The following is a 25252-nucleotide window of genomic DNA, read 5'->3' as shown; positions in this document are numbered from 1 at the left end:
CCAAATTGTTTATTCAAATATAAGAAAAAAATATACTAAAATATTATTTTCTTATATTTAATATTAGTGAGGCGAACGCTTATATTTTTATTAAGTGCAAATTTATTGAAGTACCGTGATATCGTTAATCAAAACAGGTCCGTAGTCTTTATCTGTAGTATGCATTGCTAAAACATTTATGCCTGTATCCATTTTTATCCTGCCGTTGCCAGATATTCCCTGTAAAGCTTTTTGTAATAACACTTCGCCGGGATCACCCAGTGGATAAAGCATTGGCTCCGGCAATTCGTTAAGTGCTATGGTAGGGGTGATGCCTGTAGAATAGTTGCCCTGGCCATTAGCATTGTATATTTTATATATTGATGGGTGCAGTTCCCAGCCCTGCTGCCCTTCAATCCTGTTATCTTCTATGGCAAATCCTGCCACATCTTTACCAACTGTTTTTTCGCCTATGGTAATAACTTCCATATAAGGCTTTAAGTTGTTAATAATAATTTCGGAGGCAGATGCAGTATGTTTTCCACATAAAATATAAACCCTTTGTAACGAAGGGTGCGCACTCCTTAATGCCTGAAAGCTTACTTCAGTTTCATTCATCTCTAATGCCTGTTTGAAAGACTGGTGCAGAGTACCCCCATTGTTATTTCCTTCAAAAGTTATAAACAAATCATCAGCTTGTATGCCGGGCGCGGTGAGTATGCTCAATGCAGTTGCTGACGAAACATCCCCGCCGCCGTTATAACGCAGGTCTATCACCAGTTCATTTATAGCATGGCTTTTAAAGGTAGTAAAGGTTTGCAGAAAAGACTGCGCAAGGCCAACATCAAAATGGTGGATTAACAGGTAGCCTGTTTTATGATTTTCAATATCAATTACCCGATATGTGAGCGGCTGTAAAAGCGTGAATCCTTTTGATATAGTAACAGTAACAGGGCCTGAAAAACCTGTTTCGGGGGTATATTCCATCACTTGCAGTTCGCCCATGCTATTGTTAACCAAATCATTATAAAGCAGTTCGTAATTTTGATGGTCTAAAGCTATGCCATTTATAGAGCTGATGTAACTACCCCGGTGCAGGCCAATATTAGATGCCGGAGAACCTGATAAAGCGTATAACACTATACCGTATACCTGCCCCTGGAGTTCGATAAAAGCCATATCAAACCCATAAACGCTACGCATACTTTTAGGGTATGTGTCAGGCATGTTTGGGTGCAGGGTATATGAAAACCTATCCTCAGGATGCAGCAATTGTGCAAAATATTCTTTTGGATCAGCAGATAAGTCGCCCTCTCCGGGCATGCTGCCATTCCAGTAGTAATATCGTTTCATTTGTGTATAAGCCCACTGGTTTACATATTCATTTGAGCCTTCAGTATAAACTTCAGGCCCATCATCATGCTGGCAGGAAACCGCCGTAACTACCCAAAATATAAGAGCGTAATGTATCAGGGTTTTCATGGCTGTGTGGATAATTTAATTGCCTTGCAGGCGCAGCTTACCTATTAATAATTAAAATAATCAACTAAGTTTATAGTGGCATCTACTCCGGAAAAAGCCCCGTTTTCATTTGCAGTTTCATTCAACACTATAAGCCCGGACTTGTTATTTTGCATTACAAGCTGAACTACAACCGGCTGCCCGGTAATATAAGGCTCTGTAGTGCCATGTTTAACAAGTTCTATATTAATTATTGGGGGTGGGGCATAGGCAAATTCTACAAAGGTGCTAAAACTTTCTTTAGTAATATTTTCTGCCACGCCCAATACTTCGCCATTCACTTTTTTAATAATAGCATCAAGCGCGCCGTTATAGCCGCTGTTGGAGTAGCGGTTAAGGGTAGGGAAGATAAACCGGTAACCAGTGCGCCCGGTTGCGCTTAAAACCCCGGGTTTGTATGAAAGTACATCATTAAGGAAAATACCATCGTTATAATAAAAGGATAGGGTATCTGAAATATTACCGGAGGTGAATGTGTAGGAGGTGAGCACTTCGCCTGTTTGTTTATTGAGTATACTAATGGTTTCTGCCTGGTTATTATAAAACACAAACTGATAATCTTTTGATATTGTACCGGTAAATGCCAGTTCGTTATTTATTTCAAGCAGCTCCCCGTTGGCGGTTACCTGTAGTGAATCTGTCAGGGCGTTATAGCCCCGTATTACTATTTTTCCGGGATATTGTTCTTCATAAACCGGCGTAAGGTCATCATTACAACCCGTAAAAAGTATAATCGCAAAAGCAAAAACAAACAACAGCTTAAACATATTTTTCATGAGAGAGATTTAAAAAGGTAAAGACACTACCGCTTTTATACGGCAATGCCCTTAACAACACAACAAATAAACTTACTTTTTTATGAACTTTAAACGTTCGGTTGCGGCGCCGTCTGTAAGTACTACAAAGTACATACCGCTGCTTAAATCAGTAACAGCAATGCCATTTTCGTTATAAGCAGCCTGTTTTACAAGCATACCGTTTATATTATATATGTTCAGGCTAAGCGCTTCATTATTAATGGTGTTGGCCAGTTGCAGTTGCAGGTTATCCTGTACAGGGTTTTGTTTTATTTTGGTTGTTGTTTTACCGGCTATGCCCTCAATACCGGTAGCAATTTCTTCGGCAATTATGTGTACATTATCTATTTCAATACCAATATTTAATGCATTGTTGTTACCAGAACAATTAAATATTATGTACACCTCAGGCTCGCTTATATAATCGGAAATGTCCAGTGTATAGTCACTAAATAGCGCAACATCATCAATTTCGGGGCGTAATAAGTCTACTGTCCCAACCATTTCAAAGGTTTCGGGATCCATTGAGGTTGAAGCATACACGGTTAATATTTCGCCAGATCCATATATAGCTGCCTGAGCGTTTATAACCAGTTCGCCGGCACCGGCATAAAAAGACAGGTCTATGGCGGGGCTTACTGCCCATTCGTCAAAAACAAACTCACTATCACCTAAAGGGCCACCTGTTTCAAGGTCTATACCATAAACGGCCAGTACATTATAATCTCCAATAGTAAGGTCAAAAACGCCTTCTTCATTAAGTTGCATGTTTTTATTGGCCTGCCAGGAAAAATCATCTTCATTTAAATCCAGTACGGTCCAGTCAGAAATGTCACCATCGTTAAAATCATCTTCCCAAACGGTAAACTGGGCTGATGCCATAGTTGAAATAAATACAAAAACAGGTAATAATAATTTTTTTTTCATTTTAAGAGGTTTAAAAAAAGGCTGCCCTACAGGTAGTAAACCCCTAACCGGGCAGCCCATATAGTTAATTATAATTAAATTGAAACAGATTAAAACTGTGTCCAGCTTGCTGTCCAGTTTGCTTCTGTAGCAAAAGCACCGGTATTTCCGCTTAACAAGCTAAATGAAGGCTCGTTATAGAAAGGCTGGAATGGAGATGTACCCCATGTTGGAGCCGAAGCAGCGGTAGACTGGGTAGACCCAGCGCCTATAAGCTGAAATTGTGAGTATGTACCTGTTGATGCGAAAGCATAATTGGTAAACCCGTGTATAGATAAGCTTGATTTTGCAGATAGCGTAGGGTTAACATCATACCTGATACCGTTAGTGTAACCTGTAACTGTAGATTGTGCAATATTTATCTGGCCAAGCCTGCGTACGTGTATACCGTTTTCAAGAGCTGAAGCATCGGTAGCGTTTTTAAATCCTACTATTGACATTTGCCTGATAACAGGGCGGGTAATAACAGTTGTAGATGTACCGGTAGCATTGTTATCAAGCTCTATACCATTAGAGTCAGGGCTTCCGCTGCTTGTACTGTGCGTAGAATTTTCGTTTGCTACAGCAATTGCTTTGGTAATGCTACCTACATAGCCGTTGTCAAAGTCAAAACTGTCATCATCGTTAGAGAAAGCAACAAGATGTGAAGCGTTTACTGTACCTCCAAAAAATTCAAAAGCGTCATCAAGTCCCCATGATACCTGTACATGGTCTATATTAGTTGAGCTTCCTACACCACCAAATGTAAGGCCGTTAATTTCGTTACCAGCTTCCGGATCACCTAAAATACGTCCTGCATATTCAATACGCACATAGCTCATACTGCCTGAATCATCAGTAGTTGAACTACCACCATAGTAAAAATCAGATGGCGTAGGCTGGTCATTAAGGCCTTCAATTATGTTGGTTGTTAAACCTGTATTAACTGGAGCTGCCCCTAAAAGCACCACACCGCCAAAATCGCCCGGTGCAGCTACAGTAGCAGCATCACAGTCAAGAAGCGCTGAGCTGGTAAACACAACAGGGGCATCTACTTCGCCATTAGCGTCAATAAAGCCTTCCCTGGTTATTACCAATACGCCATTAGCACCTGTGGTAACTGTATTGTCTTCTACAATATAGGTACCGGCATTAATAGTTAAAGTAGCATTGTTTTTTACACGTACTACACCACTAATAACCCATACAGTATCATTTGTCCAGGTAGTATTGGTAGTAATATTTCCACTTACTACAACCCTTGGCTTAGTGCATTGGTCATTATAATCTGCACCGGTTGCCTGCATATCAAAAGAAGAGCTTGCCAGTGCAGCATCATCGTTTTGGCAAGAGTATAAGCCTGCCACTGCTAATAAAGACAAAAATAATTTTTTCATGATAATTAAAAATTGATTACTTTTGCTGCCAATTTATTTTCAGGCCTTTGGGTAGAGCAGCAAAAATTCTTCCCTTAGGCCTCCCTTTTTTTGGTAAAGTAGGTAACTAATAAGCACTTTCCGCTTTACCACCCGGAATACTTATCTTTTTGAAATCCGCTTTCGCCTTTCAGGCAGTTTTACGTGAAAGGTTTGCATCTGTACGATGTAGCAACTGCACTGTTAATATTCCGGGAAACGTGGCAAACCCGGTGCACATTCGCTTTTATATGTGCGATGGCATGGTTTGGTGGTGGGCGCCTGCTCCGGGAGCATTTTTACAGTTACTACAATAAGTAAGAACGTTTGTTTGCCTTTGCATTGTTTACGGCCGTGCAACATTGCGTAGGGGTTTATTATATTAGATTTGCGCGCTTGTAAAAATCACCCCTTGTAATTATCCTTAACACATTGTTAATGTTTGATTGTTTTTAAAAACATAAATTTTACTTTGAAATAATGTTGATATAGCAATAAAAACAGGTGTTTAAAAAGAATAGTTTAAAGACAGCCTGATAGTTCTGCCGCTCCAGGCTTTAAAAAGCAGCCTGTCTATGCCCTCATCATAATGGCGGGTAGCCCCTGCACCTAAGCCCCTCTGGCTCCGGGGGTTTGTACCAATGGGAACATCAAGTAGTTTAGAATAGCTGTTATTATTGTTGTATATTTCTATAGGAGTATCAAACATGTTTTTTATTCCTAACCGTAGTTCCAGATTTTTTTCAGGCAAAAAGCGGTACCCTATCTGGGCATCTGTTATAGCATAAGGCATGCGTATCTCTTCAGCGTTATAATCAAAGCCAACCAGTATGTATTGATCACCCGTACCGTTTTGGCGTATGCTTAGGTTTAGACGTTCGCCAATATAATCCATCCCGATATTATAATTATAGGGTGATTGTCCATACAGTGGACGGTTAGCTTCATAAAGCCCCCCGGTACCGTCAAAATTTACATATCCGGTTACTTCCGTTTTGTTAAAGGCAGCATTGCCATACAGGTAAATATTTTTAAGGGTTTCGCCTTCTCCTAAAAACGTAAGGTTTTTATACAGCTCTATTTCTAGCCCCCATAATTTGGCGCTGTGGGAGTTTATATTGTAAATGCTCCTGGAACCGCCATCACTACCTATTTGCGTTATAGCCTCTATCGGGTCTTTTATTTTCTTTTTATAAACTCCTGCTGAAAGAATTTCGCCGCGTGTGGGGAACCACTCTGCTTTTATATCATAATTTTCTACAATGGTAGAAGTAATGCCTTCTGTAAAGTTTAATACGTTGGCTGAACGGACAGGGTCATAGTACGGTATTTTTAAGCGCTCGGCAAACTGTGGGCGTAGTACCGATTTGTTGTAGCCCAGCCTCAGGTTGGTTTTGCTTGTAGGGCTAATAGTAAGGTTGGCCGATGGCAGGTATTGCCAAAGCACATCATCTTTTTGTTCTGCCTCAAAAGAAAGTTCGTTGTCTGACTGGCTTGCAATTTGCGTATACAAAAAGCTTTCGGCGCGTAAGCCCCATACAAACCGTACAAATTTACCCAGCTTATTATCCAGCATTAAAAAGGGGGAATGTATTTTTACATCGCCTATATATTGATTTCCATAAAGTGTTGGCCTTGTCCAGCCAAAACCACCCCAATTGTAGTAAGAGCCATTTAATAATTCAGAAACAGGAAAATAAATATCGGCCCTGTTGGTACCCTGGCCGGCTACCATTAAAGAGGCCGACTCCTGCCGGTTGGTGGCTTTTTTATACGTTCCGAAATACCCCGCCTTAACATTATTAGTAAAGCTTTCGCTAAAATTAAAGGGATAGCTGAAGTTGATGGCTGCGTTGTAATCTTTTTCTGTATTGGTAAAATTAGCCCTCTTTAAATTATTTAGGCTGCTGTTGTAAATTTGCTGATAAACCAGTACATCATCGCCAACCCTTGTTCTGAGTTTATTCATAAAGGTAGCATCTTTGGTATCTTTAGAAACATCACTGTAAGCGGCATACCATTTTACCTCGAGTTTTCCGAATTTGTGCTCCCCTTCAATTTTGTTTTGCAGAAAAGTCTGGTATACCGGATAATCAATTTCCTGGGTGTAGGGTAGGGCGGTACCATTTAAAATATCGCTTTGAGAATCGCCATAGTAATTCCACCCTGTTATTTGTGTTAATGTGTTATCATATATGTGCAACAGGGTATTACGCAGCGTAATTTTGTGGTCGCCCCATTGTATACCGGTGTTAAACATGCCTCCTAATACTGAATTATAGGTATAAGAAGCACCCGAATTTTTAAAGCCATACTGTTCAAACACCGCATATTCCCGCCCATCTTCGCCTTCAGGCGCAAAACTGCTGTTCCACATCCAGGTACCCCTTTCTGTGTGGTCTATTTGTAACTGTTCCTGCGTGTTGCGAAATATTAAAGAGCCCACAAAGCCCCAGCGGCTGTTGTTATCCATTTCATAAACACGCCCTATACCAAACTGTAAAGAAGACCCCGGCGCGGTGTTTGTTTTATAGGTTGTAAAATTATCTTGTGTAAACCTTCTTGACTGTTCAAAGTATGGGCCGGAAGCCGCTTCATTATCCGGTAGGGGAATATTTTCCAGGTCTGCCGGGTAGTCTCTCGTGCCATCGTCAATACCTAAATAATCGGTGTTTCCCATTTGCTTGGTGAGGCGGTCATTAAAAGTACTGCGGTCGTTATAAGAAGTTCCTACCTGAATTGTGGTAAAATTTTCTTTTGGTATGTCGCGGGTACGTACTTCTACGTAACCCCCCGCAAAATTGGCATACATATCGGGCGTGGCATTTTTGCTTACCACAACACTTTCTACCATGGCTGTAGGTATAAGCTCAAAGTTAAACTGCTGCTGTACAGGGTCTGTGCTTGGCAGCGGTATACCATCTAATATGGCTTGGTTCCACCGCTCACCCATAGAGCGCACAACTACAAAACGCTCATCTATAGTAGTTACTCCGTTAATGCGTTTTAATGTTGCACCCACATCCCTGTCAGGCGTTCTTTCTATCTGTTCGGCAGATATACCATCAGACAGTTGCGCTGCATTTTTCTGTTCCAGCAGCATGCCCTCTGTAGTGGCCCTCGCTTTTTGGTAGGTGTAGGTAATTACTACTTCGTTAAGGGACTGAGCATCTTCTTTTAAAGAAATATTAAGTGGTGTAACATCGCTTTCTGTTACTTTTACACCCGTAATTTGCTGGGTTTGATAGGAAATAAAACTTGCCTGTATTGTATAGGTGCCGGGTTCGGCTTCCAGCACATAATTGCCATCGTTATCTGAAATACCCGTAACTCCGGTTTCCTCAATAAACAGGGTAGCCCCGGGTAGCGCGAAACCGGTTTCATCTACTACCTTCCCTGTTATTTTTCCCTTTTTTTTTTCCTTTTTCCTGTTCACGGCTATATTATTGCCGTCCCTCATAAAATTAAGTTTGGTTAATTCCTGCAGGTCTTTTAATACTTCGTCTATCGATACGTTTTCTTTTACAAGAGAAATACGTGGCGCATCCAGATTTGTATCATCGCTGTATATAAATTTATAGGGCGTGCGTGATTCGAGGTTATCCATGATTTCTTTTGGCGAGGCGTTTTTAAAATTAACTGATACGGTACCCGTTTGGGCAAATAGAACGCATGGTGCACAGAAAAATAATAAAAATACTAGACTGAAAGCTGATGTAAACCGCTTTGAAGAAGTGTTGTTCATGATGGTAATTTTGTACTGTTTTTTTGTAATTATGTAGATGTTATAGAGAGCCAGTTCATTCTCCAGACCTGGTTATGTAGTAGGTGTCTGAATCTTTTTGTGAGATATTTAGATGCAGGGCAAATGCCACGGTTTCCAACACCCTCGGGAATCCCTGCCGGGTATCGAGCGTACCTTTAATTTTAAGTTTCATAAGCTCCGGGTCACTGTATTCTGCTTTAAAAGCATGTAAATGTTGCAGTTGCTCTACAACCTGCTTTAGGGTGAGGTTATTTACATCAATAAGTGTTTTTTTCCATTCGGGTTCAAGAATTTTTGTTCTTTCTTTGTTTAGTATTTCAGTATCTTTTGCAAGTACTGTAGCATACCCCCTTTCTAAAAAAACACTATTTTGTTTGCCTTCAACTTTAACTTTTCCTGTCCTAACGTGTACTTCGGCAGGGGCATTATTATATGCTTTAATAGTAAAGGAAGTACCTACAACTGTTGTTGTAATGCCCCCCGATGTAATGATAAATGGTTTTGTCGCATCTTTGGCAACCTCAAAAAAAGCTTCACCCTTCAAAGTCACCCTACGTTCATTTCCGGTAAATTCTTTAGGGTATTTAATTTCAGTATTTTCATTTACCCAAACACGCGTTCCATCATTTAACCGCAAAAGGCGTATATCTGTAGGAAAGGTTTTAGTAGCTACTATTTGTGCAGGTACCGTGTTATAGAGAAACTGGTATGCTGCGCCGGCAAACATACATAACACTATGCTGGCAGCCACTGCCAGCTTATAATATTGCCTGCGTTTTCTTAGAGTGGCTTTCTGTATATTATGCCACATTCGAATCTTTGATTCGTGTGGAATTATACCCCTTGCCGGTATTTTTTCCCACTCTTCCCTAAAACTTGGGTTAGTATTTTTATTGGTTTTCATAGCATTAAATCTAAATATACATTTAGTGTTATCTCACACATATCTATATTAGTTTGCTATGTCTAAAAAAATCACGTGTAAAAAGCAACGTTAACAATTTGTTAAAAAAAGTAACGTTTATTTAACCGGGCTAATTATTTCCTATAAATAACAGCATGAAATAAAATTCGTAATATTTAAGGGAATTCTTTTTAAGGAATTGAAGTGTTTTAGAAACCTGGTTTGCCACTGCGCTTGTAGACATATTCATTTCTAAAGCTATTTCGTTGTAACTTTTGTCTTCAAGTTTATGAAGTTTAAAAATTTTTCTTCTCCTTTCAGGGATCTGCTGCAATAATTTTTCAATTTTTTCCACATCAATTTCTTCTGTTTCCTCTGCCATTTCCAGTTCTTTAATTAACTGTGTATCTTCTATTGAAAAAAAATTGTTTTGCTTTTTATACCATTTTGAAATTTCCTGTTTTGAACTTTTAAACAGGATGGCTTCAAAACTTGTGTCCGGATTTAATTTCGTTTTATAATTCCAGATGTGTATAAAAACATTTTGTGTTATATCCTCTGCATCTGCAACCTGAGAAGTATACTTTTTTGCAAAACAGAACACTTTGTAATGATAAAGTTCGTAAACCTCCTTAAAAGAAGTTTCATCCCCTTCTCTGAGTTTTTTTATTAAGTTGGTTTTCATGGTGTAGTTTGGTAATAAAACTAACTACAAATGTAAACTAACCTTGTTTTAAACTTTTACTGTTCTCTCCATTTAATAATTTATTAATATTGACTATCAAGGATTAAAGTATAATTAATTTACTCGTACTAACGTTAAATATTATTTCGTTTATTTTTTTTGGATGCCTAAAAGGATGCCTTTTTACATTAAATAGCAATTAAATTGCAGAAAATACTGAATTAGCAGATTATTGTAAGTGATTGATTTAAGTGTAAAAAAACAAAAACCACCTGATTGCTCAAGTGGTTTTTCTATAATATGTCGGGATGACTGGATTCGAACCAGCGACCCCTAGCACCCCATGCTAGTACGCTACCAGGCTGCGCTACATCCCGATTCCTTAAAAGGAGTGCAAATATATTAGTTTTTGATAAAAAAATCAGGAACTAACCTAAAATTATCCATGTATCAATAAAATTATTTACCTGAGCGTTGTTTCAGTCATTATTACATTTTCATATACTGATATATTAATATTTACATTGTCTTTAGTTTAAGAAATTCATATTGTGTATTAAGAATGTATCCTGTAGATATTTACAATATCGCGCATAATTTTTTCGATGTCTATTTTAAGGTCTATCAGTTTGCCTGTGCGGAGGTCAAAAATCCATCCGTGTACTGTAAGTCCCCGCTCTGCCACAGCCTTTTGTACTTCGGCAGTCTTAATTACATTAATACACTGTTCTTGCACGTTAAGTTCGGCAAGGCGGTCATACTGCTCCAGTTCATCTTCAATGCCATCAAGTTCTTTACGGTGCAGGCGATATACATCTCTTATATTTCGTAACCATGGGTTGAGTATACCTAAATCCATACTTTGCATGGCCGCTTTTATACCGCCGCAGTTGGTGTGGCCGCATACTACAATATGTTTTACTTTTAAGTGTACCACAGCATAGTTAATAACCGACATAGCATTTAAATCGGTATTGGGCACCATATTGGCAATATTGCGGTGCACAAATGCCTCGCCGGGTTTTATCCCCATTAACTCTTCGGCAGTAACGCGGCTGTCGGCGCAGCCTATATATAATATTTCGGGCGACTGCCCTTTGGCAAGGTCATCAAAATAGTTACTGTCTGTTCCCAGTTGTTTTTCTATCCACTCACGGTTGTTTTCAAAAGCTCTTTTAATATCCATTGTAGTAATTATTAGTTTTTTTTAAAATATATAGTAATTAAAACATATTGCGTTATTAATTTTTATTGACGTAATCATCTGGAATGTGTGCATTATTATGTCTTGAAAATATCTTGGTTTTTATAAGTTTTTGCCCTTTGTACTCTATAAAAAAGTAAGTAAGGTATGAATAAATAATCAATAGTATAATATATGCTATAAGTACAAAAGCAGTAGTACTATTTGCTACCGGCAGTTTGAGTAAGCCAAAGGCTATTTTAAACAGTACCAGCATTACTACAGCATGGTTAAGGTACACAGAGTAAGATATTTTGCCAAGAAATTGCAAAGGTGTTGTGTTTAACAGTTTTACGAGATAACTTTTGCTTTGGGCATATATAAAAATGAAAAAGCCGAAAAACGGAGGAATTACAATCATAGTAAACAGTTTATTTTCATGGTTATAGTGGAATCTTATATATAAAATGAACAGCAAGAGAACAGGCATGAGGTAATCCAAAAAAGCAGGAATTGTAAGCGGATTATATCTTTTAAAAGCGAGAAAACTGTAATATCCTGTAATAAAGCATAACAAGCCTCTTACAAACCCCCAACGGCAGGTTTCCATATAGCTGTTGACTGAAAATAAAAATATGGCGCATGCTACCAGTAAAACCGCAGCTATGTATTTTGTTCTCCATTTTGTGAATAAAGTAAGGCATCCGAAGATAAAGTAGGAAATCATCTCAGATGAAATTGACCATGAAGGATAATTCATACCTGCCGAGTCTGATAATAAAACTGTTGAATTAAGGAGTAATATTGTGTTTAACGATTCAACTACCAACTCACTGTTTGATAATTTGCCTGCAACCAGCATAAATAATACAAATACAATGCAGGTATAAAAAAGCAGAGGGTAGAGGCGCAGGAATCTTTTTTTCAGGTATTTCAAAAAATCTGCCCGCGTGTGTATTTTATTATAATAGTTAAGGCTGATTACAAAACCGGAAAGCACAAAAAAGAAATCTACAAAAAGGTCGCCCTGAGAAATTACAAAGTTTGACAGGTAGGTTGCATTTTTAACCTGTGAAAAGTGTGAAAAGTGAAACACTGCCACTATAAGTGCAAAGATTCCCCTAAGCCCGTCAAGCTGTGTTAGCCGTATATTTTGTTGTAAAGTAGCCAAATATAGTACTATTAGGCTTCAAAACCTTCTATAAGTATTTGCAATATCATTATGGCAGCTTCGCTTATTTTAGTGCCCGGCCCAAACACAGCCACGGCGCCCGTATCAAAAAGATATTGGTAGTCCTTCTTGGGTATTACACCACCCACAATTACCATAATATCTTCGCGGCCATATTTTTTAAGCTCTTCAATAACCTGTGGTACTAACGTTTTATGCCCTGCTGCAAGGGATGAAACGCCCAGTATATGCACATCATTCTCCACGGCCTGTTTTGCTGCTTCGGCAGGAGTTTGAAACAGCGGGCCAATATCTACATCAAACCCCACATCGGCATAGCCGGTAGCTACTACTTTGGCACCGCGGTCGTGTCCGTCTTGCCCCATTTTAGCTATCATAATGCGTGGGCGGCGGCCTTCAAGCTTGGCAAATTCATTTGCCAGCTGCCGCGCTTTTCCAAAGCTTTCGTTATTTTTTATTTCTTTACTGTACACACCTGTAAATGATTTGGTTTGTGCTTTATATCGTCCGAATATGCTTTCTAATGCATCACTTATTTCGCCTAGTGTGGCACGGTTACGTGCTGCAGTAATGGCAAGCTCCAACAGGTTACCATTGCCGCTTTTGGCGGCTTCGGTCAATGCGGTCAAATTTTCGGCTACCAGGCTGTTATCCCGGCCTGCTTTAATTTTTTCTATACCTGCCACCTGCTGTTTGCGCACTGTTTGGTTATCTACCTCCAGCGTTTGCAGCAGGTCTTCTTTTTTAAGGCGGTATTTATTTACGCCCACAATTACATCTTCGCCATTATCTATACGTGCCTGCTTGCGTGCCGAGGCTTCCTCAATACGCAATTTAGGTATGCCGGCCTCTATGGCTTTTGCCATGCCGCCGTGTTGTTCTACTTCTTCAATAAGTTCCCATGCTTTATGGGAAATTTTCTCAGTAAGATTTTCAACAAAATAACTTCCTGCCCAGGGGTCGGTTGTTTTGGTAATTTTTGTTTCGTCCTGAAGATATAACTGGGTATTACGCGCAATGCGTGCCGAAAAATCGGTTGGCAGCGCTATGGCTTCATCCAGCGCATTGGTGTGTAACGACTGTGTGCCGCCAAAGGCCGCTGCTGCCGCTTCAATGCATGTACGTGCCACATTATTAAAAGGGTCTTGCTCGGTAAGGCTCCAGCCACTTGTTTGGCAGTGGGTGCGCAACATGAGTGACTTCTCGTTTTGTGGGTTGAATTGTTTCATGAGCTTTGCCCAAAGCATACGGGCGGCACGCATTTTCGAAATTTCAGTAAAATGGTCCATGCCAATACCCCAAAAGAACGACAGGTTAGGGGCAAAGTCATCTACTTTCATTCCGGCTTTTATAGCAGAGCGTACATATTCAAGCCCATTAGCCAATGTGTAGGCCAGTTCAATTTCAGCAGTAGCCCCGGCTTCCTGCATGTGGTACCCTGAAATACTTATTGGGTTAAAGCGTGGCATATTTTGCGAAGTATATTCAAAAATATCTGCAATAATACGCATAGACGGGGCAGGGGGGTAGATGTACGTATTACGCACCATAAACTCCTTTAAAATATCATTTTGTATAGTACCCGAAAGTTGCTTTGGAGAAACACCCTGTTCCTCTGCCGCGACAATATAAAATGCCATAATGGGTAGTACAGCTCCGTTCATGGTCATAGAAACCGACATCTCATTAAGCGGGATACCGTCAAACAGCACTTTCATATCTTCAACAGAATCTATTGCCACCCCTGCTTTGCCCACATCACCTACCACACGTTCATGGTCACTGTCATACCCGCGGTGGGTGGCCAGGTCAAACGCTACCGAGAGGCCCTTTTGCCCTGCGGCCAGATTCCGGCGGTAAAAAGCGTTACTTTCTTCGGCGGTGCTAAACCCCGCATACTGGCGGATGGTCCACGGGCGGCGTACATACATGGTAGTATACGGCCCCCGCAAAAATGGTGGAAACCCTGCTGCGAAATCAAGGTGCTCAAGGTTTTGGGTATCGGTTTCAGAATAAATTCTTTTTACTGTAATGCGTTCAGCCGTATTAAAAACAGTTTTATAAGTGTTTTCAGATTGCTGCGTGGCTTTAGGCTCTATTTTTATATGTTGAAGGTTTTTCCTCATAAGTCTTTCCAGTTATCCGATTTAAGTAAAGTGTGAAAAACCGCTTTCTATATGATTAAACTACTGCTTAATTTAAAGGTATCAAAACGGAAGTTTTGAATTTAGCATGATTCTGACATAAATACTCTTTGTACTGCTTCCATTAATTGCGGTTTCTTGTAAATATACACATTAATGACTTTCACTTTCTTTCTCCTCCTCAAGCCTTTGCTGCTCCAGGTTTTCGGCAAGCCTTTTTTCTATAATGGGGGTAACAAGTGTTTTGCGCGGCTTAACCTTCATAAACGGGTACAGTTCTAAATCATGCCCCATTGTATCACTTTTATTAATGTACTTATTAGTACCCACCAGTATTTCTTTACCACCATCAAACAACTCTTGTTCTTTGGTTGCACTTTCCTGTATTTTCCGCTGTATGTTGCCTGCTTTTAATTGTTCAATAAATCCGCCACCTGCTTCAATTTGTTTAAAAAGTTCTAATGCTTTTTCTGCAAGCTGCTGGGTGAGTTCCTCAATATAATAAGTACCATCTGCAGCGTTAGCTACCTTATCAAAATAGCTTTCTTCTTTTAAAATAAGTAACTGGTTACGCGCCATACGGTCTGCAAACTCATTTCCTTTATGATAAAGGGTATCATACGGCAAGTTCACAACAGTATCGGCGCCGCCCAGTATAGCACTCATACACTCGGTAGTGGTGCGCAGCATGTTTACATTATAATCGTAAAGCGTTTTATTTCTTTTAGTGGGCGAAACTATAAGGTGGCAGTTTGGGTTATGCCCATATTCTGCTGCTATAGTGCCGAATAAGAGCCTTATGGCACGCAATTTTGCAATTTCAAAAAAGTAATTGCTGCCAACCGCTGCCTCTATTACAACCGGGTTTTGTATGGTTGCTATACGGTTAAAATATTCATTAGCGTGTGCCAGTGTATAGGCAATTTGTTGCACCATATTGGCGCCCGAGTTTTGATACAGGCTGCTGTTTACTGATATTACTGGGCTTTTGCAAGATATTGCCAGCGTATTTAGCACCTCAAAATTGTCTTGGCCTGTATACCAGTTGCCCTCTTTAGCAAGGTGGCCCACCGGATCGGCCATTATGAGATAATCAGCTTTATTTCTTTTAGCAAAAGCATCAATATTTTTAGCTAAATCGATTGATAATGAAGGTAAATAGAAAAAAGCCGGCAGGCTCTCTGGCAGCCCTTCACATAAAGATTTGATATCTGTATTGTTATCCGGAATTATAAACACCAGTGCTTCTGCACCTTTTTTAACGGTTTTAAGGGCGCGCTTTAAGGCACTTTCGGTATTTTGTACAAAAACCGGCTGGCCGATTTTAAATTCCTGTATTGTAGTTACACCGTAGGTACCTGCAGCCTCATCTCTGTGGTAAAAAGGTTTCACCTTTATACCCTCGGGGCTTTCCCAAACCAGGGTATCGTTATAATCGGCACCCTTTAACTCATATTGTATGCGTTGTTTCCATAACTTTGATGGTACCGGGCCAAAATCACTAAAAAGTTTTTTTTGCATATACTGTGGTTTTTATCAAGACGCCGTGTCTTTTGCCGTTTTGGCATCTTCTTCAAACTCAATAATGTAAATGTCTTCATCATCGCGCTTCATATAATATTTTTCGCGGGCGTATTTTTCTGTTTCTTCGGGGTTTTTAAGCTGCTTAATGCCAGTGCTGTCTTTTTTTATTTCCCGCACATAAAAGTCCCTGTTTTTTTCAAGCTTGTCAATTTCTTTATCCAGTATGCGGTGTTCAAAATACGAGTAATTATCAAGAAAAATAAGCCATACGGCTACAAAAGCTATAACCAGTACATAACGGTTCCCTAAAACTTTGAGAAAGGGGTAGCGTTTTGCGGTTTTCTTAAAAAACTTCATAGTCTGGTGTACAGGTTATACATTTTTACAAGATACTAATTTTGTTTTTACAGGCTATAAAATACGCTGGTTAATTACGGCACGCACTACATCTATAGCCACGGTATTATACCTGTCATTTGGTATAATAATATCCGCATAGGCCTTTGTTGGTTCTATAAACTGTTCATGCATTGGTTTAAGTGTAGTCTGGTAGCGGTTAAGCACTTCTTCCATATCGCGGCCCCTTTCTGCAATATCACGCTTAAGGCGCCTTATCAGGCGTTCATCAGGGTCGGCATGCACAAATATTTTAATATCAAACAGGTCTCGCAGTGTTTTATCAGCCAAAATAAGTATGCCCTCTACAATCATTACCTTGCGCGGATGGGTGTGTATGGTATCATCGGTACGGTCATGCGTTACAAAAGAGTATACCGGCTGCTGTATGACCTTGCCCTCTTTAAGGTCTTTAAGGTGGCTGTACAGCAAATCAAAATCTATAGCGCGTGGGTGGTCAAAATTAATTTTTGTCCGCTCTTCATAGCTTAGGCTGTGTGTTTCTTTATAATAATGGTCCTGACTTATAATACCTACTTCCGTAAGCGGCAATTCATTCATAATCTGGTGTACTACAGTAGTTTTCCCACTGCCCGTACCCCCGGCAATACCAATAATAAGCATGTAAAATATATTGTTTGTTTCAGTGCAAAAATAGTAATATTTATACCTGTACCCGCAATAAAAAATAAAACCTTGTTTGTGATGAAAAAGCCTGTTAAAAGTGAGACGGCTTTTGCAGAAATGTATTTTTAATTAACTTTTTATTTAGAATTTAAAGTGGCAAGATATTTTATCTTGCCACTTTATTAAGGTTGGTATTCATATTTCTTAAACCTTTTACCCCTTATTGATACATTTTAAAATGCAAAAAAAGGTATGTGTTATAGGCTCAGGGTTTTCATCTCTGGCTTCTTCTTGTTTTTTGGCCCAAAAAGGATATGATGTTATTGTTTTAGAAAAAAACAATCATGTTGGAGGCCGTGCCAACCAGTTAAAACGCGAAGGCTTTACATTTGATATGGGACCTACCTTTTATTGGATGCCCGATGTTTTTGAAGATTTTTTCAGGGCATTTGGCCATAAGCCGTCTGACTTTTATAAGCTGAATAAACTTAATCCTGCTTATAAGGTTTTTTTTGAAAATAATGAGTCAATAAATATAGCTGATAACCTGAATGATATTATAGCCACCTTTGAGCGTATTGAACAGGGTAGCGGCAAAAAACTGAAAGGCTTTATAGAGAATGCGCAAAGCAATTATGATATTGCCATTAAAGATTTAGTGTATAAGCCCGGTGAAAACCTGTTTGAAATTATTACACCAGAGACGGTAAAAAAACTCGGGTTATTTTTTACATCCATAAAAAAACAGGTTGCAAATGTGGTTGTAAATCCGCATTTGAGAAAAATATTAGAATTTCCGGTACTTTTTTTAGGCGCTAAGTCGGTAGATACCCCTGCTTTTTATAACTTTATGAATTATGCAGACTTTCAATTGGGTACGTGGCATCCCGAAGGGGGTATGTATGAGGTGGTAAAAGCAATGGAGTTTTTGGCAAAGGAATTAGGGGTTACCTTTAAAACCAATACCAATGTTGAAGGTTTGGAAGTTACAAAAGGTACCGTATCTGGCGTTATTACCAATACCGGAAGGGTTGAATGTGATATAGTTTTGAGCGGAGCTGATTATGCCCATGCAGAAAAATTACTGCCAAAGGAATATAAACAATATAGTGATGCTTATTGGGAGAGCAGGAAATTTGCACCTTCGTCTCTGCTTTTTTATGTTGGGTTTGATACAAGGCTAAAAAATATAGCACACCACTCATTGTTTTTTGATGCTGATTTCAGTAAGCATGAAAAAGCCATATATGACACTAAAACCTGGCCGGAAGAGCCGTTGTTTTATGGTAGTTTTCCGAGTGTTACAGATGCTACCGTTGCTCCGGAGGGTAAAGAGTGTGGTATATTTTTAATACCCATTGCGCCCGGCCTGGAAGACACGCCACAGCTAAGGCAAAAGTATTTTGATATTGTTATACAACGGCTGGAGAAAAATATACAGCAGGAGGTAAAAAAAGATATTTTGTTTTATGAGAGTTTTGGGGTAAACGATTTTATATCACAATATAACTCATACAAAGGTAATGCCTACGGGCTTGCCAATACACTGTTGCAAACCCATATTTTAAGGCCTAAGCTTAAAAGTAAAAAAGTAGATAACTTATACTTTTGCGGACAGTTAACGGTACCTGGCCCCGGTGTTCCGCCAAGTTTAATTTCAGGGAAAATTGTAAGCGATTTAATATATAAATACCATAGGAGTGAAGGCAACATTTGATCATACAAGTTACAAGGCCAGTAAGCTGGTTACCCACCAGTACAGTACCTCTTTTTCTTTAGGCACACGCCTGCTTGGTAAAAAAATCAGGTGGAATATTTATGCTATTTATGGTTTTGTAAGGTTTGCCGACGAAATAGTGGACAGCTTTTTGGACTATAACCGGCAGGAATTGCTGGAAAGGTTTATAAAGGAATACCATACATCTTTACAAGACAACATAAGCCTGAACCCCATTATCAATTCGTTTCAGGAGGTTGTACTTAAATATGAGATGCAGGAGCTTGTTGAAGATTTTTTGCGGAGTATGAAAATGGATTTGAATAAAATAGATTATGATGATGCTGATGCTTATAAGGCTTATATTTATGGTTCTGCTGATGTAGTGGGGCTAATGTGCCTTAAGGTTTTTGTAGACGGGGATAAGGATATGTATGAGCAGTTAAAACCTTATGCCATGAAACTTGGATCTGCTTTTCAAAAAGTGAATTTTTTAAGGGATTATGCCAATGATATTGATAATTTAGGCCGGTCTTATTTTCCGAATATTAATTTTGACAGCCTCGACGAAGCCAGTAAAAATGTAATTATTGAGGATATAAAAGCCGACTTTAAAGAAGCGCTTACCGGGGTAAGGCAGCTGCCTGCAAGCAGCAGGTTTGGGGTGTTGTTAGCCTACAAATACTATGTAGCATTGCTAAAAAAACTGAACAGGAAATCGGCATTGCATATCAGGACTACGCGCACACGCGTTCCTGATTATTATAAGGGCATTATTTTGTGCAAGACATTTATAAGGAATAAAATTAACTGGATATAATGCCGGTTAGGAGTTTTTATAACGATTAACACTTTAGCCCTTTTTTATAACAATTACACATAAAATATTAAATAATACATTATGACCTGGTTACTATATATAGCAATTACCATTGCGGTTTTTTTATGCATGGAAGGTGTTACATGGCTAACCCATAAATATATAATGCACGGACTTTTATGGTATTTGCATGAAGACCACCACCAGCCAAAATACCAGGGTGTATTTGAAAAGAACGATTGGTTTTTTGTAATTTTCGCATCCCTTTGTATGGTGTTGTTTTATTTTGGCACTATTCCTCATTTAAATTATCTTTTTTTTATAGCGCTGGGCATTTTGCTGTACGGTATTGCTTATTTTATGGTGCATGATGTGTTAATACACAGGCGGTTTAAATGGTTTGACAATATAAAGTCCCCCTATTTAAAAGCGCTTAGAAAAGGGCATAAAATGCATCATAAACATTTGGGTAAAGAGCATGGTGAATGTTTCGGGATGTTATTTGTGCCTATAAAATATTTTAAAGAATACCTGAAGCATTGAAACCTTATACCTACCTAATAATAGATGTGTTTTGCATCATAGTTCCTTTTATAGCAAGCTTTTATCCAAAAAGGGCATTTTATAAAAAATGGAAATCTTTTTTACTGGCTAATATACTGGTTGCTGTTCCGTTTTTAGTGTGGGATGCTATTTTTACCGAAATTGGTGTTTGGGGATTTAACCCCGATTATCTTACCGGTATCTATTTTTTCGGGCTGCCTGTAGAAGAAATCCTGTTTTTTTTCTGTATTCCGTATGCCTGTGTTTTTACACACTTTGCCTTGCAATACCTTATAAATAAAAATCCGTTAGAGCGTTTTAGCAATTGGCTAACCTATTTTTTTATGGTGGTTTGTATTGTATTTATTACGGTAGGGTTTGATAAAAAGTATACCTTTTTTACCGGGTTGTTTACACTGTTGTTTTTAGTGTTTATACGTATTCGCAAAGTAAATATATCCGATGCTTTACTGACTTATTTTTGTATTATACCCTTTTTTTTACTGAGTAACGGTATTTTAACAGGCTCTTTTTTAGAAGAGCCAATTGTATGGTATAATAACCAGGAAAACCTTGCTGTGCGTATGTTTACAATACCGGTAGAAGATTCTATATATGGTTTTTTGCTTATTATGCTGAATATAGTACTGTTTGATTTTTTTAATAAGAAGCTATATAAACAAAGTGAAGCCCCAGGCCTTTGAAATACATAAAGGCTTGGGCTTTACCCGAAAATGTAGCCAGCGTTTATAAAATCAGGGCATTATCATCTTGTTACAAACTGTAATTAAGGTTTACAGACCACCTGTAATTAGCTTCAACGCGTCCTCCTGTAAGGTTTTGGGTAATAGGTAACATACCGTTTAACCCAACCGAAAAGTTACCCATTCCGGCTTCTATACCCAGCTTACCCAGTAAAATGTCGCCTTTAGTCTGGGGTATATCTTCACCAAACTGGCGATTGGTGGCATATATTTCCCCAGCTATACCTGCCTGTGGCACCAGCGTAAATGTGGGCTTTTCAATTTCATAGAAAAAGGTGCCCATGTAATTAAACTGGTTGCCAAATTGGTAGTTTTGCTTGTTTTCGGTTTTAATTACATAATTTGCCATTGCGTTAAGGCCAAGGTTGTTATGTTTTATAATATATTCGGCAGCTATTACATAATCCCAACTCCCGGTGCCTAACTGAAAGCTCGGGTTTACACTACCGTTATTATTACTGTCATATTTACCAGTAGGCGCCTTAAACCCACCTCCAAGCTGTATGATATGCTTAAAGGCAGTAGTATCTGTTGTTGTTTGGTATACTGTGTAAAACCCTAACAGGGTTACATCGCCAAGGCCGTTTATTTCCTCATGTCCGGTACTCAGGTCGCGGTTGTTAGAGTGGTAGGGCACCTGTGCAGAAATCTGAAAATTTTTGAACACCGGGATGCGTGCCCAGAGTTGCACCGTATTAAAATTTTCATCTACCCATGGTGAATTATTAAATATACCATCGCGGCTGCTGTAGCTTTGGTAAAAATAGCGCAGCCCCACAAAATTGCGGTCTATCATAGAGCTGAAGCCCATGCCACCACCCGTTGCCGAACAGCCGCAGGCATCGCAGTCATCCTCAAAATATTCAAAGGCCTTAAGGTATTTTTTAAAATCTGGTGGCGGTTTTGCAGCTGCCATATATTGGGTTGCAAGTAGTAATGCAAACAGCAAAAAATGCTTCATGTTATGTTTGGTAATAAAACAAAGGGTTATTTATAAACTCTTCGTCAGTTAATGTTTTTAAAAAGGCAATAATTGCAGCCTTTTCTTCTTCAGTAAGAGTAATACCCAACACTCCGTTGTTAGTAAGCAACGGGTCGAGGTTTTCTGTATCATGCACGCCGGAAGCATAAAAATTCAGCACCGATTCCAATGATCCAAATCGTCCGTCATGCATATATGGTGCGGTTTTCTCCACATTTCTCAGGCTGGGTACTTTAAACTTATAACGGTCGGTACGGAAACCAGTTACCGTTTCACGTCCCAAATCATTCAGGTACGGGTTTGGGGGCAGGCCGTTGTTTCTAAAGGCACTGTCAGTAAACAGGTCGGTTATATGGCAGGAGGCACATTTTTCCTGAAATGCAGCCATGCCCTGTAACTCCTGTGGTGTTAATACTTCGCCCTCATTACGTACATATTTATCGTACCGGGAATTAGCCGAAACCATCATAGTCATAAACTGCGCCAAGGCATTTAGTATATTGCCAGATGATATTTGGCCATCGTCAAAAGCTTGTTTAAAAAGTGTCCGGTACGAACTGTCCTGCTGCAGTTTAACAGCTATCGTCTCCAGAGTTTCGTCCATTTCAACAGGGTTATGAATTGGCGCTATAGCCAGCATTTTAATACTGTTAGAGGCGCCATCATAAAAATACTCCCCCTGAAAAACCATATTTTGTACAGCAGGTGCGTTGCGGGTGCCAACCTGGTCATATATACCATGGCTAAAGTCGTGCCCGTGATGTGTAAAAGCATATCCCTGCTCATGGCAAAATGAGCAGGATATGGTACCATCTGCCGAGAGGCGGCCGTCATAAAACAGCTTCCTGCCCAGCTCAAAACCTTTTTCTGTGGGATAATTATCACTGATATCCTGTACCATTGGGGGGAAGTTGGCCGGAATGTTTACTTCCAGCCTTTTATTTACTTCTATATATTCTTCCTCCCTGCTACAGGACCATAGTAATAATACCCCAAGCCCTATAATAACTTTTTTCACAGTAAAAGAGTTATTCTTCTTCGTGGGCGCCATTGCCGTTATGCACGTGGTCTATCGTAAACATAGCAGTTGAGTTATCAGCAATATGTATAAGGTTTTCCCCACCCATTACGGCAGCTCCGGTTTGGGCTTCGTTCAGGTTATCTGCAAGTTTAACTTTTGTTTGTCCGTCCAGCAATACATTAGCATCTGTTTTCAGGTGAATGCTTGGCTCATCGCCCTGGCGTACACGTGCAGTTGTAGGCAGGGTAAGGGCTACTTCTCGGTAATTATCGGTTGCACTGTTGCTACCCTGGTGTACCTGGAAGGTTTTACTGCCATCAAGGCCGGGGGCGGTAAAGCTGCCCTCAAAATTTATGAAACGGTAACCGGTACTCCATGTCCAGGTAAGGTTATACTGTGTAGCCAGGTCCCAAAAGCTTTGCTGTTGGGTTTCGCCCTGCAGGTAACGTTGCTGGTCTACACCTATACCAAATTTTAGGGTGCTATAATCACCTGCCGGTATATCTTCAAGGTGTATGGTTAGCCTGTTATCTTCGGCACTAATAATAAAGTAGCTTTCTTCTTTTGGGTAAATATATTCGGTGCCATCTGCCTGCACCAGTACAACATTGCTTATAATATAGTTAAGGCGGTTTACGGTAAGGCTTTCGTTATTAGAATTGGTATATGTACTTCCAAGTATAAGGGCATCACCATTTACGCCATTATCAAAATATAGTTGTACATCACCTACAGTACCTTGGGTAACATTATTATTATCATCGTTTGAACATGATATAAAAGATGTGCTGAACGCTATCAGCGCTACAAAAATTATGTTGAATTTCATTTTTTTTGATTTAATATTAAAATTTAAGTAATAGTATGTTTGCCTGTAATACAGGTGCATAAGTTTTATTCCGGCTATAAGCCAGAACAGTATAAAGGTTAAATTTTAAGAAATAAATGCAGGCGGATGAAAAACAACCCGGTTAGTAAGGTGTGTATATAAATTAGTATATGTGGGATACGTAATTGCAGTAATTACAAAAAAGCGGTTAGTCAGGTTAAATTGTGTAATGGACTGAAAAAATAATACTTCAGTTTCTGTACGGTGATTTTTTTTATCCGAAAGTGGTTTTTCATCCTCAGCAGCTTTAGCTAGCTGTTTCATCAGGTGGCATTTACCGTTACATTGAAGTGCCGGTTTTTCTTTGTTAACGCAGAGTACTTTACTTATATAATCATAATTGATAAAATACTCCACTACGGGCAATGCCGGGCGGGCCAGTATAAATAAAGCTGCTATGGCAACAAAAAACTTCACGGTGCAAATGTAACCTGCAAAATTGTTTTTAGCGAATAAAAAAAGCAAAAATTAAACCTTTTGAAGATTATAAAATCTAAATGGTATAACATTAATTTTTTGAAGTATGAAAAAATGGATTTTAGTAATGGCAATGTTAGTGTGTATTGGCGCTACAGCACAGCAAGGTAAAAGAAGGTATAACGGAGAGCATCCACAGCGGGATAAAAGCGAGAGGCTAACTGCCGAACAGCGTACAGAATTACAGGTAAAGAAATTAACGCTGACGCTGGATCTTACCGATGCCCAGCAAAAAGAGATAAAAAAACTGATGCTGGACCGCAGTAAAAAAAGGGAAGCTGCCATAGCAGCATTTAAGGCAGGCAGGGAAGCCGGCAAAAAGCCAAGTAAGGATGAGCGTTTTGAAAGAAAAAGCCACAGGCTTGATGAGCAGATTGCCATGAAACGCGAAATGAAGAAAATTCTGGATGCTGCACAGTATGAAAAATTTACCAAAATGCGTGAAATGCATCAGCGTAAAGCAATAAAACATAGCAGAAAAGCAAAATTTCATAAAAGAAAATAATTTTTAAGTGTTAAAATTTTGTGATGTTTTTTTTATTAATTAGATTTGGGCGTAATAAACCATAATACATAAGTTAAGATGAAAAAAATAATTGCTATTGTTGTATTTATGCTTGGGCTTGGTTTTACTGCTAACGCTCAATCTACCTCAGCCGAGCCTGGTACTAAAGCCGCCTTTCATGAAGCTGCGCTTAAAGACGTAAAGGCTCTTGGTAAAGTTGTGAAATTAAACGAACATGAAGTACAAATGTTTACCGGCTTGTTTGAGTCTAAACATCAGGAACTTTATAACATTAACAAGAATGGGCTTAGCGAGCAACGCAAAGATGCCGTTTATCAATGGACAGACGCTAAAATAAGGGCCAGCATTTCTCAAGACAGGATGGCAAAAGTTGATGCTGAGCCTGAACTGCTAAAGCAGCTTACACACTAAAATTACATTTAGTAAATAAAATAA

The 25252-nt window shown here is 39.2% G+C and carries 23 protein-coding genes and 1 tRNA gene; 6 read left to right on the top strand and 18 right to left on the bottom strand.

Translation table 11 applies throughout. The annotated features are described in order from the left end of the window. Positions 1-102: 102 nt before the first annotated feature. The 14 genes from ABS766_RS10565 to udk all read right to left on the bottom strand — a co-directional run bounded on the left by ABS766_RS10565 (position 103) and on the right by udk (position 17075). Positions 103-1461 carry a S41 family peptidase gene (locus ABS766_RS10565; RefSeq protein WP_408085115.1) on the bottom strand — a complete coding sequence of 453 codons (1359 nt, stop codon included), beginning with the start codon at positions 1459-1461 and terminating at the stop codon, positions 103-105. 44 nt (positions 1462-1505) lie between these two features. After that, positions 1506-2276 carry a hypothetical protein gene (locus ABS766_RS10560; RefSeq protein ID WP_408085114.1) on the bottom strand — a complete coding sequence of 257 codons (771 nt, stop codon included), beginning with the start codon at positions 2274-2276 and terminating at the stop codon, positions 1506-1508. A 72-nt stretch (positions 2277-2348) separates the two neighbouring features. Continuing rightward, entirely contained in the window at positions 2349-3224 is an 876-nt protein-coding gene (locus ABS766_RS10555) for a T9SS type A sorting domain-containing protein (RefSeq protein ID WP_408085113.1), read from the bottom strand. Positions 3225-3313: 89 nt separating this feature from the next. After that, positions 3314-4639: a hypothetical protein gene (locus tag ABS766_RS10550; RefSeq protein WP_408085112.1), complete on the bottom strand. Its 1326-nt coding sequence runs from the start codon at positions 4637-4639 to the stop codon at positions 3314-3316. A gap of 526 nt (positions 4640-5165) precedes the next feature. Continuing rightward, the gene (locus ABS766_RS10545) at positions 5166-8264 is read right to left on the bottom strand and encodes a TonB-dependent receptor (protein WP_408085111.1); all 3099 of its coding nucleotides are present in this window, start codon (positions 8262-8264) and stop codon (positions 5166-5168) included. 193 nt (positions 8265-8457) lie between these two features. After that, positions 8458-9327 (bottom strand): FecR family protein, encoded by an 870-nt coding sequence (locus ABS766_RS10540; protein WP_408085110.1) that lies wholly within the window; start codon positions 9325-9327, stop codon positions 8458-8460. A 130-nt stretch (positions 9328-9457) separates the two neighbouring features. Continuing rightward, positions 9458-10012, bottom strand: a complete 555-nt coding sequence (locus ABS766_RS10535) for an RNA polymerase sigma factor (protein WP_408085109.1) — start codon at positions 10010-10012, stop codon at positions 9458-9460. Positions 10013-10315: 303 nt separating this feature from the next. Further along, positions 10316-10389: transfer RNA gene (locus ABS766_RS10530), tRNA-Pro, on the bottom strand. 179 nt (positions 10390-10568) lie between these two features. Beyond that, a complete protein-coding gene (locus ABS766_RS10525) occupies positions 10569-11198 on the bottom strand; it encodes a carbonic anhydrase (protein WP_408085108.1) in 630 nt (209 codons plus the stop codon). 55 nt (positions 11199-11253) lie between these two features. Then, positions 11254-12366, bottom strand: coding sequence for an acyltransferase family protein (locus ABS766_RS10520; protein WP_408085107.1), 1113 nt, complete (start codon positions 12364-12366; stop codon positions 11254-11256). 11 nt (positions 12367-12377) lie between these two features. Beyond that, positions 12378-14513, bottom strand: a complete 2136-nt coding sequence (gene scpA / locus ABS766_RS10515) for a methylmalonyl-CoA mutase (protein ID WP_408085106.1) — start codon at positions 14511-14513, stop codon at positions 12378-12380. A gap of 171 nt (positions 14514-14684) precedes the next feature. Beyond that, entirely contained in the window at positions 14685-16052 is a 1368-nt protein-coding gene (locus ABS766_RS10510; RefSeq protein WP_408085105.1) for a methylmalonyl-CoA mutase subunit beta, read from the bottom strand. A gap of 15 nt (positions 16053-16067) precedes the next feature. Then, the gene (locus ABS766_RS10505; RefSeq protein WP_408085104.1) at positions 16068-16412 is read right to left on the bottom strand and encodes an FtsB family cell division protein; all 345 of its coding nucleotides are present in this window, start codon (positions 16410-16412) and stop codon (positions 16068-16070) included. Between the two features lie 54 nt (positions 16413-16466). Next, positions 16467-17075, bottom strand: coding sequence for a uridine kinase (gene udk / locus ABS766_RS10500; protein WP_408085103.1), 609 nt, complete (start codon positions 17073-17075; stop codon positions 16467-16469). Positions 17076-17316: 241 nt separating this feature from the next. Here udk and ABS766_RS10495 point away from each other — a divergent pair, with 241 nt between their 5' ends. The 4 genes from ABS766_RS10495 to ABS766_RS10480 all read left to right on the top strand — a co-directional run bounded on the left by ABS766_RS10495 (position 17317) and on the right by ABS766_RS10480 (position 20862). Continuing rightward, positions 17317-18795, top strand: coding sequence for a phytoene desaturase family protein (locus ABS766_RS10495; protein WP_408085102.1), 1479 nt, complete (start codon positions 17317-17319; stop codon positions 18793-18795). Beyond that, entirely contained in the window at positions 18779-19615 is an 837-nt protein-coding gene (locus ABS766_RS10490) for a phytoene/squalene synthase family protein (RefSeq protein WP_408085101.1), read from the top strand. Before ABS766_RS10495 ends, ABS766_RS10490 begins: the two co-directional genes overlap by 17 nt. Before the next feature lie 81 nt (positions 19616-19696). Further along, entirely contained in the window at positions 19697-20158 is a 462-nt protein-coding gene (locus ABS766_RS10485; protein ID WP_408085100.1) for a sterol desaturase family protein, read from the top strand. After that, entirely contained in the window at positions 20155-20862 is a 708-nt protein-coding gene (locus ABS766_RS10480) for a lycopene cyclase domain-containing protein (RefSeq protein WP_408085099.1), read from the top strand. The genes ABS766_RS10485 and ABS766_RS10480 overlap by 4 nt, the downstream gene beginning before the upstream one ends. Positions 20863-20932: 70 nt before the next feature. On the opposite strand, the gene ABS766_RS10475 is transcribed toward ABS766_RS10480, so the two are convergent. The 4 genes from ABS766_RS10475 to ABS766_RS10460 form a co-directional block, all read right to left on the bottom strand. Then, on the bottom strand, positions 20933-21883 hold the full coding sequence (locus ABS766_RS10475) for a transporter family protein (protein ID WP_408085098.1): 951 nt from the start codon (positions 21881-21883) through the stop codon (positions 20933-20935). A gap of 1 nt (position 21884) precedes the next feature. Continuing rightward, on the bottom strand, positions 21885-22922 hold the full coding sequence (locus ABS766_RS10470) for a cytochrome-c peroxidase (protein ID WP_408085097.1): 1038 nt from the start codon (positions 22920-22922) through the stop codon (positions 21885-21887). A gap of 10 nt (positions 22923-22932) precedes the next feature. Further along, entirely contained in the window at positions 22933-23754 is an 822-nt protein-coding gene (locus ABS766_RS10465) for an MbnP family protein (RefSeq protein ID WP_408085096.1), read from the bottom strand. 105 nt (positions 23755-23859) lie between these two features. Then, positions 23860-24231: a hypothetical protein gene (locus tag ABS766_RS10460; protein ID WP_408085095.1), complete on the bottom strand. Its 372-nt coding sequence runs from the start codon at positions 24229-24231 to the stop codon at positions 23860-23862. A 106-nt stretch (positions 24232-24337) separates the two neighbouring features. On the opposite strand from ABS766_RS10460, the gene ABS766_RS10455 reads away from it, so the two are divergent. Together ABS766_RS10455 and ABS766_RS10450 are read left to right on the top strand one after the other, a co-directional pair. Further along, positions 24338-24796: a hypothetical protein gene (locus ABS766_RS10455; RefSeq protein WP_408085094.1), complete on the top strand. Its 459-nt coding sequence runs from the start codon at positions 24338-24340 to the stop codon at positions 24794-24796. Positions 24797-24874: 78 nt separating this feature from the next. Then, positions 24875-25228, top strand: coding sequence for a hypothetical protein (locus tag ABS766_RS10450; protein ID WP_408085093.1), 354 nt, complete (start codon positions 24875-24877; stop codon positions 25226-25228). Positions 25229-25252: the final 24 nt, after the last annotated feature.

The organism is Flavobacterium rhizosphaerae (genome assembly GCF_046000445.1).
In the GTDB taxonomy this organism is placed as follows: Bacteria; Bacteroidota; Bacteroidia; order Flavobacteriales; family Flavobacteriaceae; genus Flavobacterium; species Flavobacterium rhizosphaerae.
This window is presented reverse-complemented; position numbering and strand designations above follow the sequence as displayed.

What these genes read in the sequence shown, in the direction of transcription:
- ABS766_RS10565 (WP_408085115.1), bottom strand. Translation starts at nt 1,461, where the DNA reads ATGAAAACCCTGATACATTACGCTCTTATATTTTGGGTAGTTACGGCG.
- ABS766_RS10560 (WP_408085114.1), bottom strand. Translation starts at nt 2,276, where the DNA reads ATGAAAAATATGTTTAAGCTGTTGTTTGTTTTTGCTTTTGCGATTATA.
- ABS766_RS10555 (WP_408085113.1), bottom strand. Translation starts at nt 3,224, where the DNA reads ATGAAAAAAAAATTATTATTACCTGTTTTTGTATTTATTTCAACTATG.
- ABS766_RS10550 (WP_408085112.1), bottom strand. Translation starts at nt 4,639, where the DNA reads ATGAAAAAATTATTTTTGTCTTTATTAGCAGTGGCAGGCTTATACTCT.
- ABS766_RS10545 (WP_408085111.1), bottom strand. Translation starts at nt 8,264, where the DNA reads ATGGATAACCTCGAATCACGCACGCCCTATAAATTTATATACAGCGAT.
- ABS766_RS10540 (WP_408085110.1), bottom strand. Translation starts at nt 9,327, where the DNA reads ATGAAAACCAATAAAAATACTAACCCAAGTTTTAGGGAAGAGTGGGAA.
- ABS766_RS10535 (WP_408085109.1), bottom strand. Translation starts at nt 10,012, where the DNA reads ATGAAAACCAACTTAATAAAAAAACTCAGAGAAGGGGATGAAACTTCT.
- ABS766_RS10525 (WP_408085108.1), bottom strand. Translation starts at nt 11,198, where the DNA reads ATGGATATTAAAAGAGCTTTTGAAAACAACCGTGAGTGGATAGAAAAA.
- scpA (WP_408085106.1), bottom strand. Translation starts at nt 14,513, where the DNA reads ATGAGGAAAAACCTTCAACATATAAAAATAGAGCCTAAAGCCACGCAG.
- ABS766_RS10510 (WP_408085105.1), bottom strand. Translation starts at nt 16,052, where the DNA reads ATGCAAAAAAAACTTTTTAGTGATTTTGGCCCGGTACCATCAAAGTTA.
- ABS766_RS10505 (WP_408085104.1), bottom strand. Translation starts at nt 16,412, where the DNA reads ATGAAGTTTTTTAAGAAAACCGCAAAACGCTACCCCTTTCTCAAAGTT.
- udk (WP_408085103.1), bottom strand. Translation starts at nt 17,075, where the DNA reads ATGCTTATTATTGGTATTGCCGGGGGTACGGGCAGTGGGAAAACTACT.
- ABS766_RS10495 (WP_408085102.1), top strand. Translation starts at nt 17,317, where the DNA reads ATGCAAAAAAAGGTATGTGTTATAGGCTCAGGGTTTTCATCTCTGGCT.
- ABS766_RS10485 (WP_408085100.1), top strand. Translation starts at nt 19,697, where the DNA reads ATGACCTGGTTACTATATATAGCAATTACCATTGCGGTTTTTTTATGC.
- ABS766_RS10475 (WP_408085098.1), bottom strand. Translation starts at nt 21,883, where the DNA reads ATGAAGCATTTTTTGCTGTTTGCATTACTACTTGCAACCCAATATATG.
- ABS766_RS10465 (WP_408085096.1), bottom strand. Translation starts at nt 23,754, where the DNA reads ATGAAATTCAACATAATTTTTGTAGCGCTGATAGCGTTCAGCACATCT.
- ABS766_RS10455 (WP_408085094.1), top strand. Translation starts at nt 24,338, where the DNA reads ATGAAAAAATGGATTTTAGTAATGGCAATGTTAGTGTGTATTGGCGCT.
- ABS766_RS10450 (WP_408085093.1), top strand. Translation starts at nt 24,875, where the DNA reads ATGAAAAAAATAATTGCTATTGTTGTATTTATGCTTGGGCTTGGTTTT.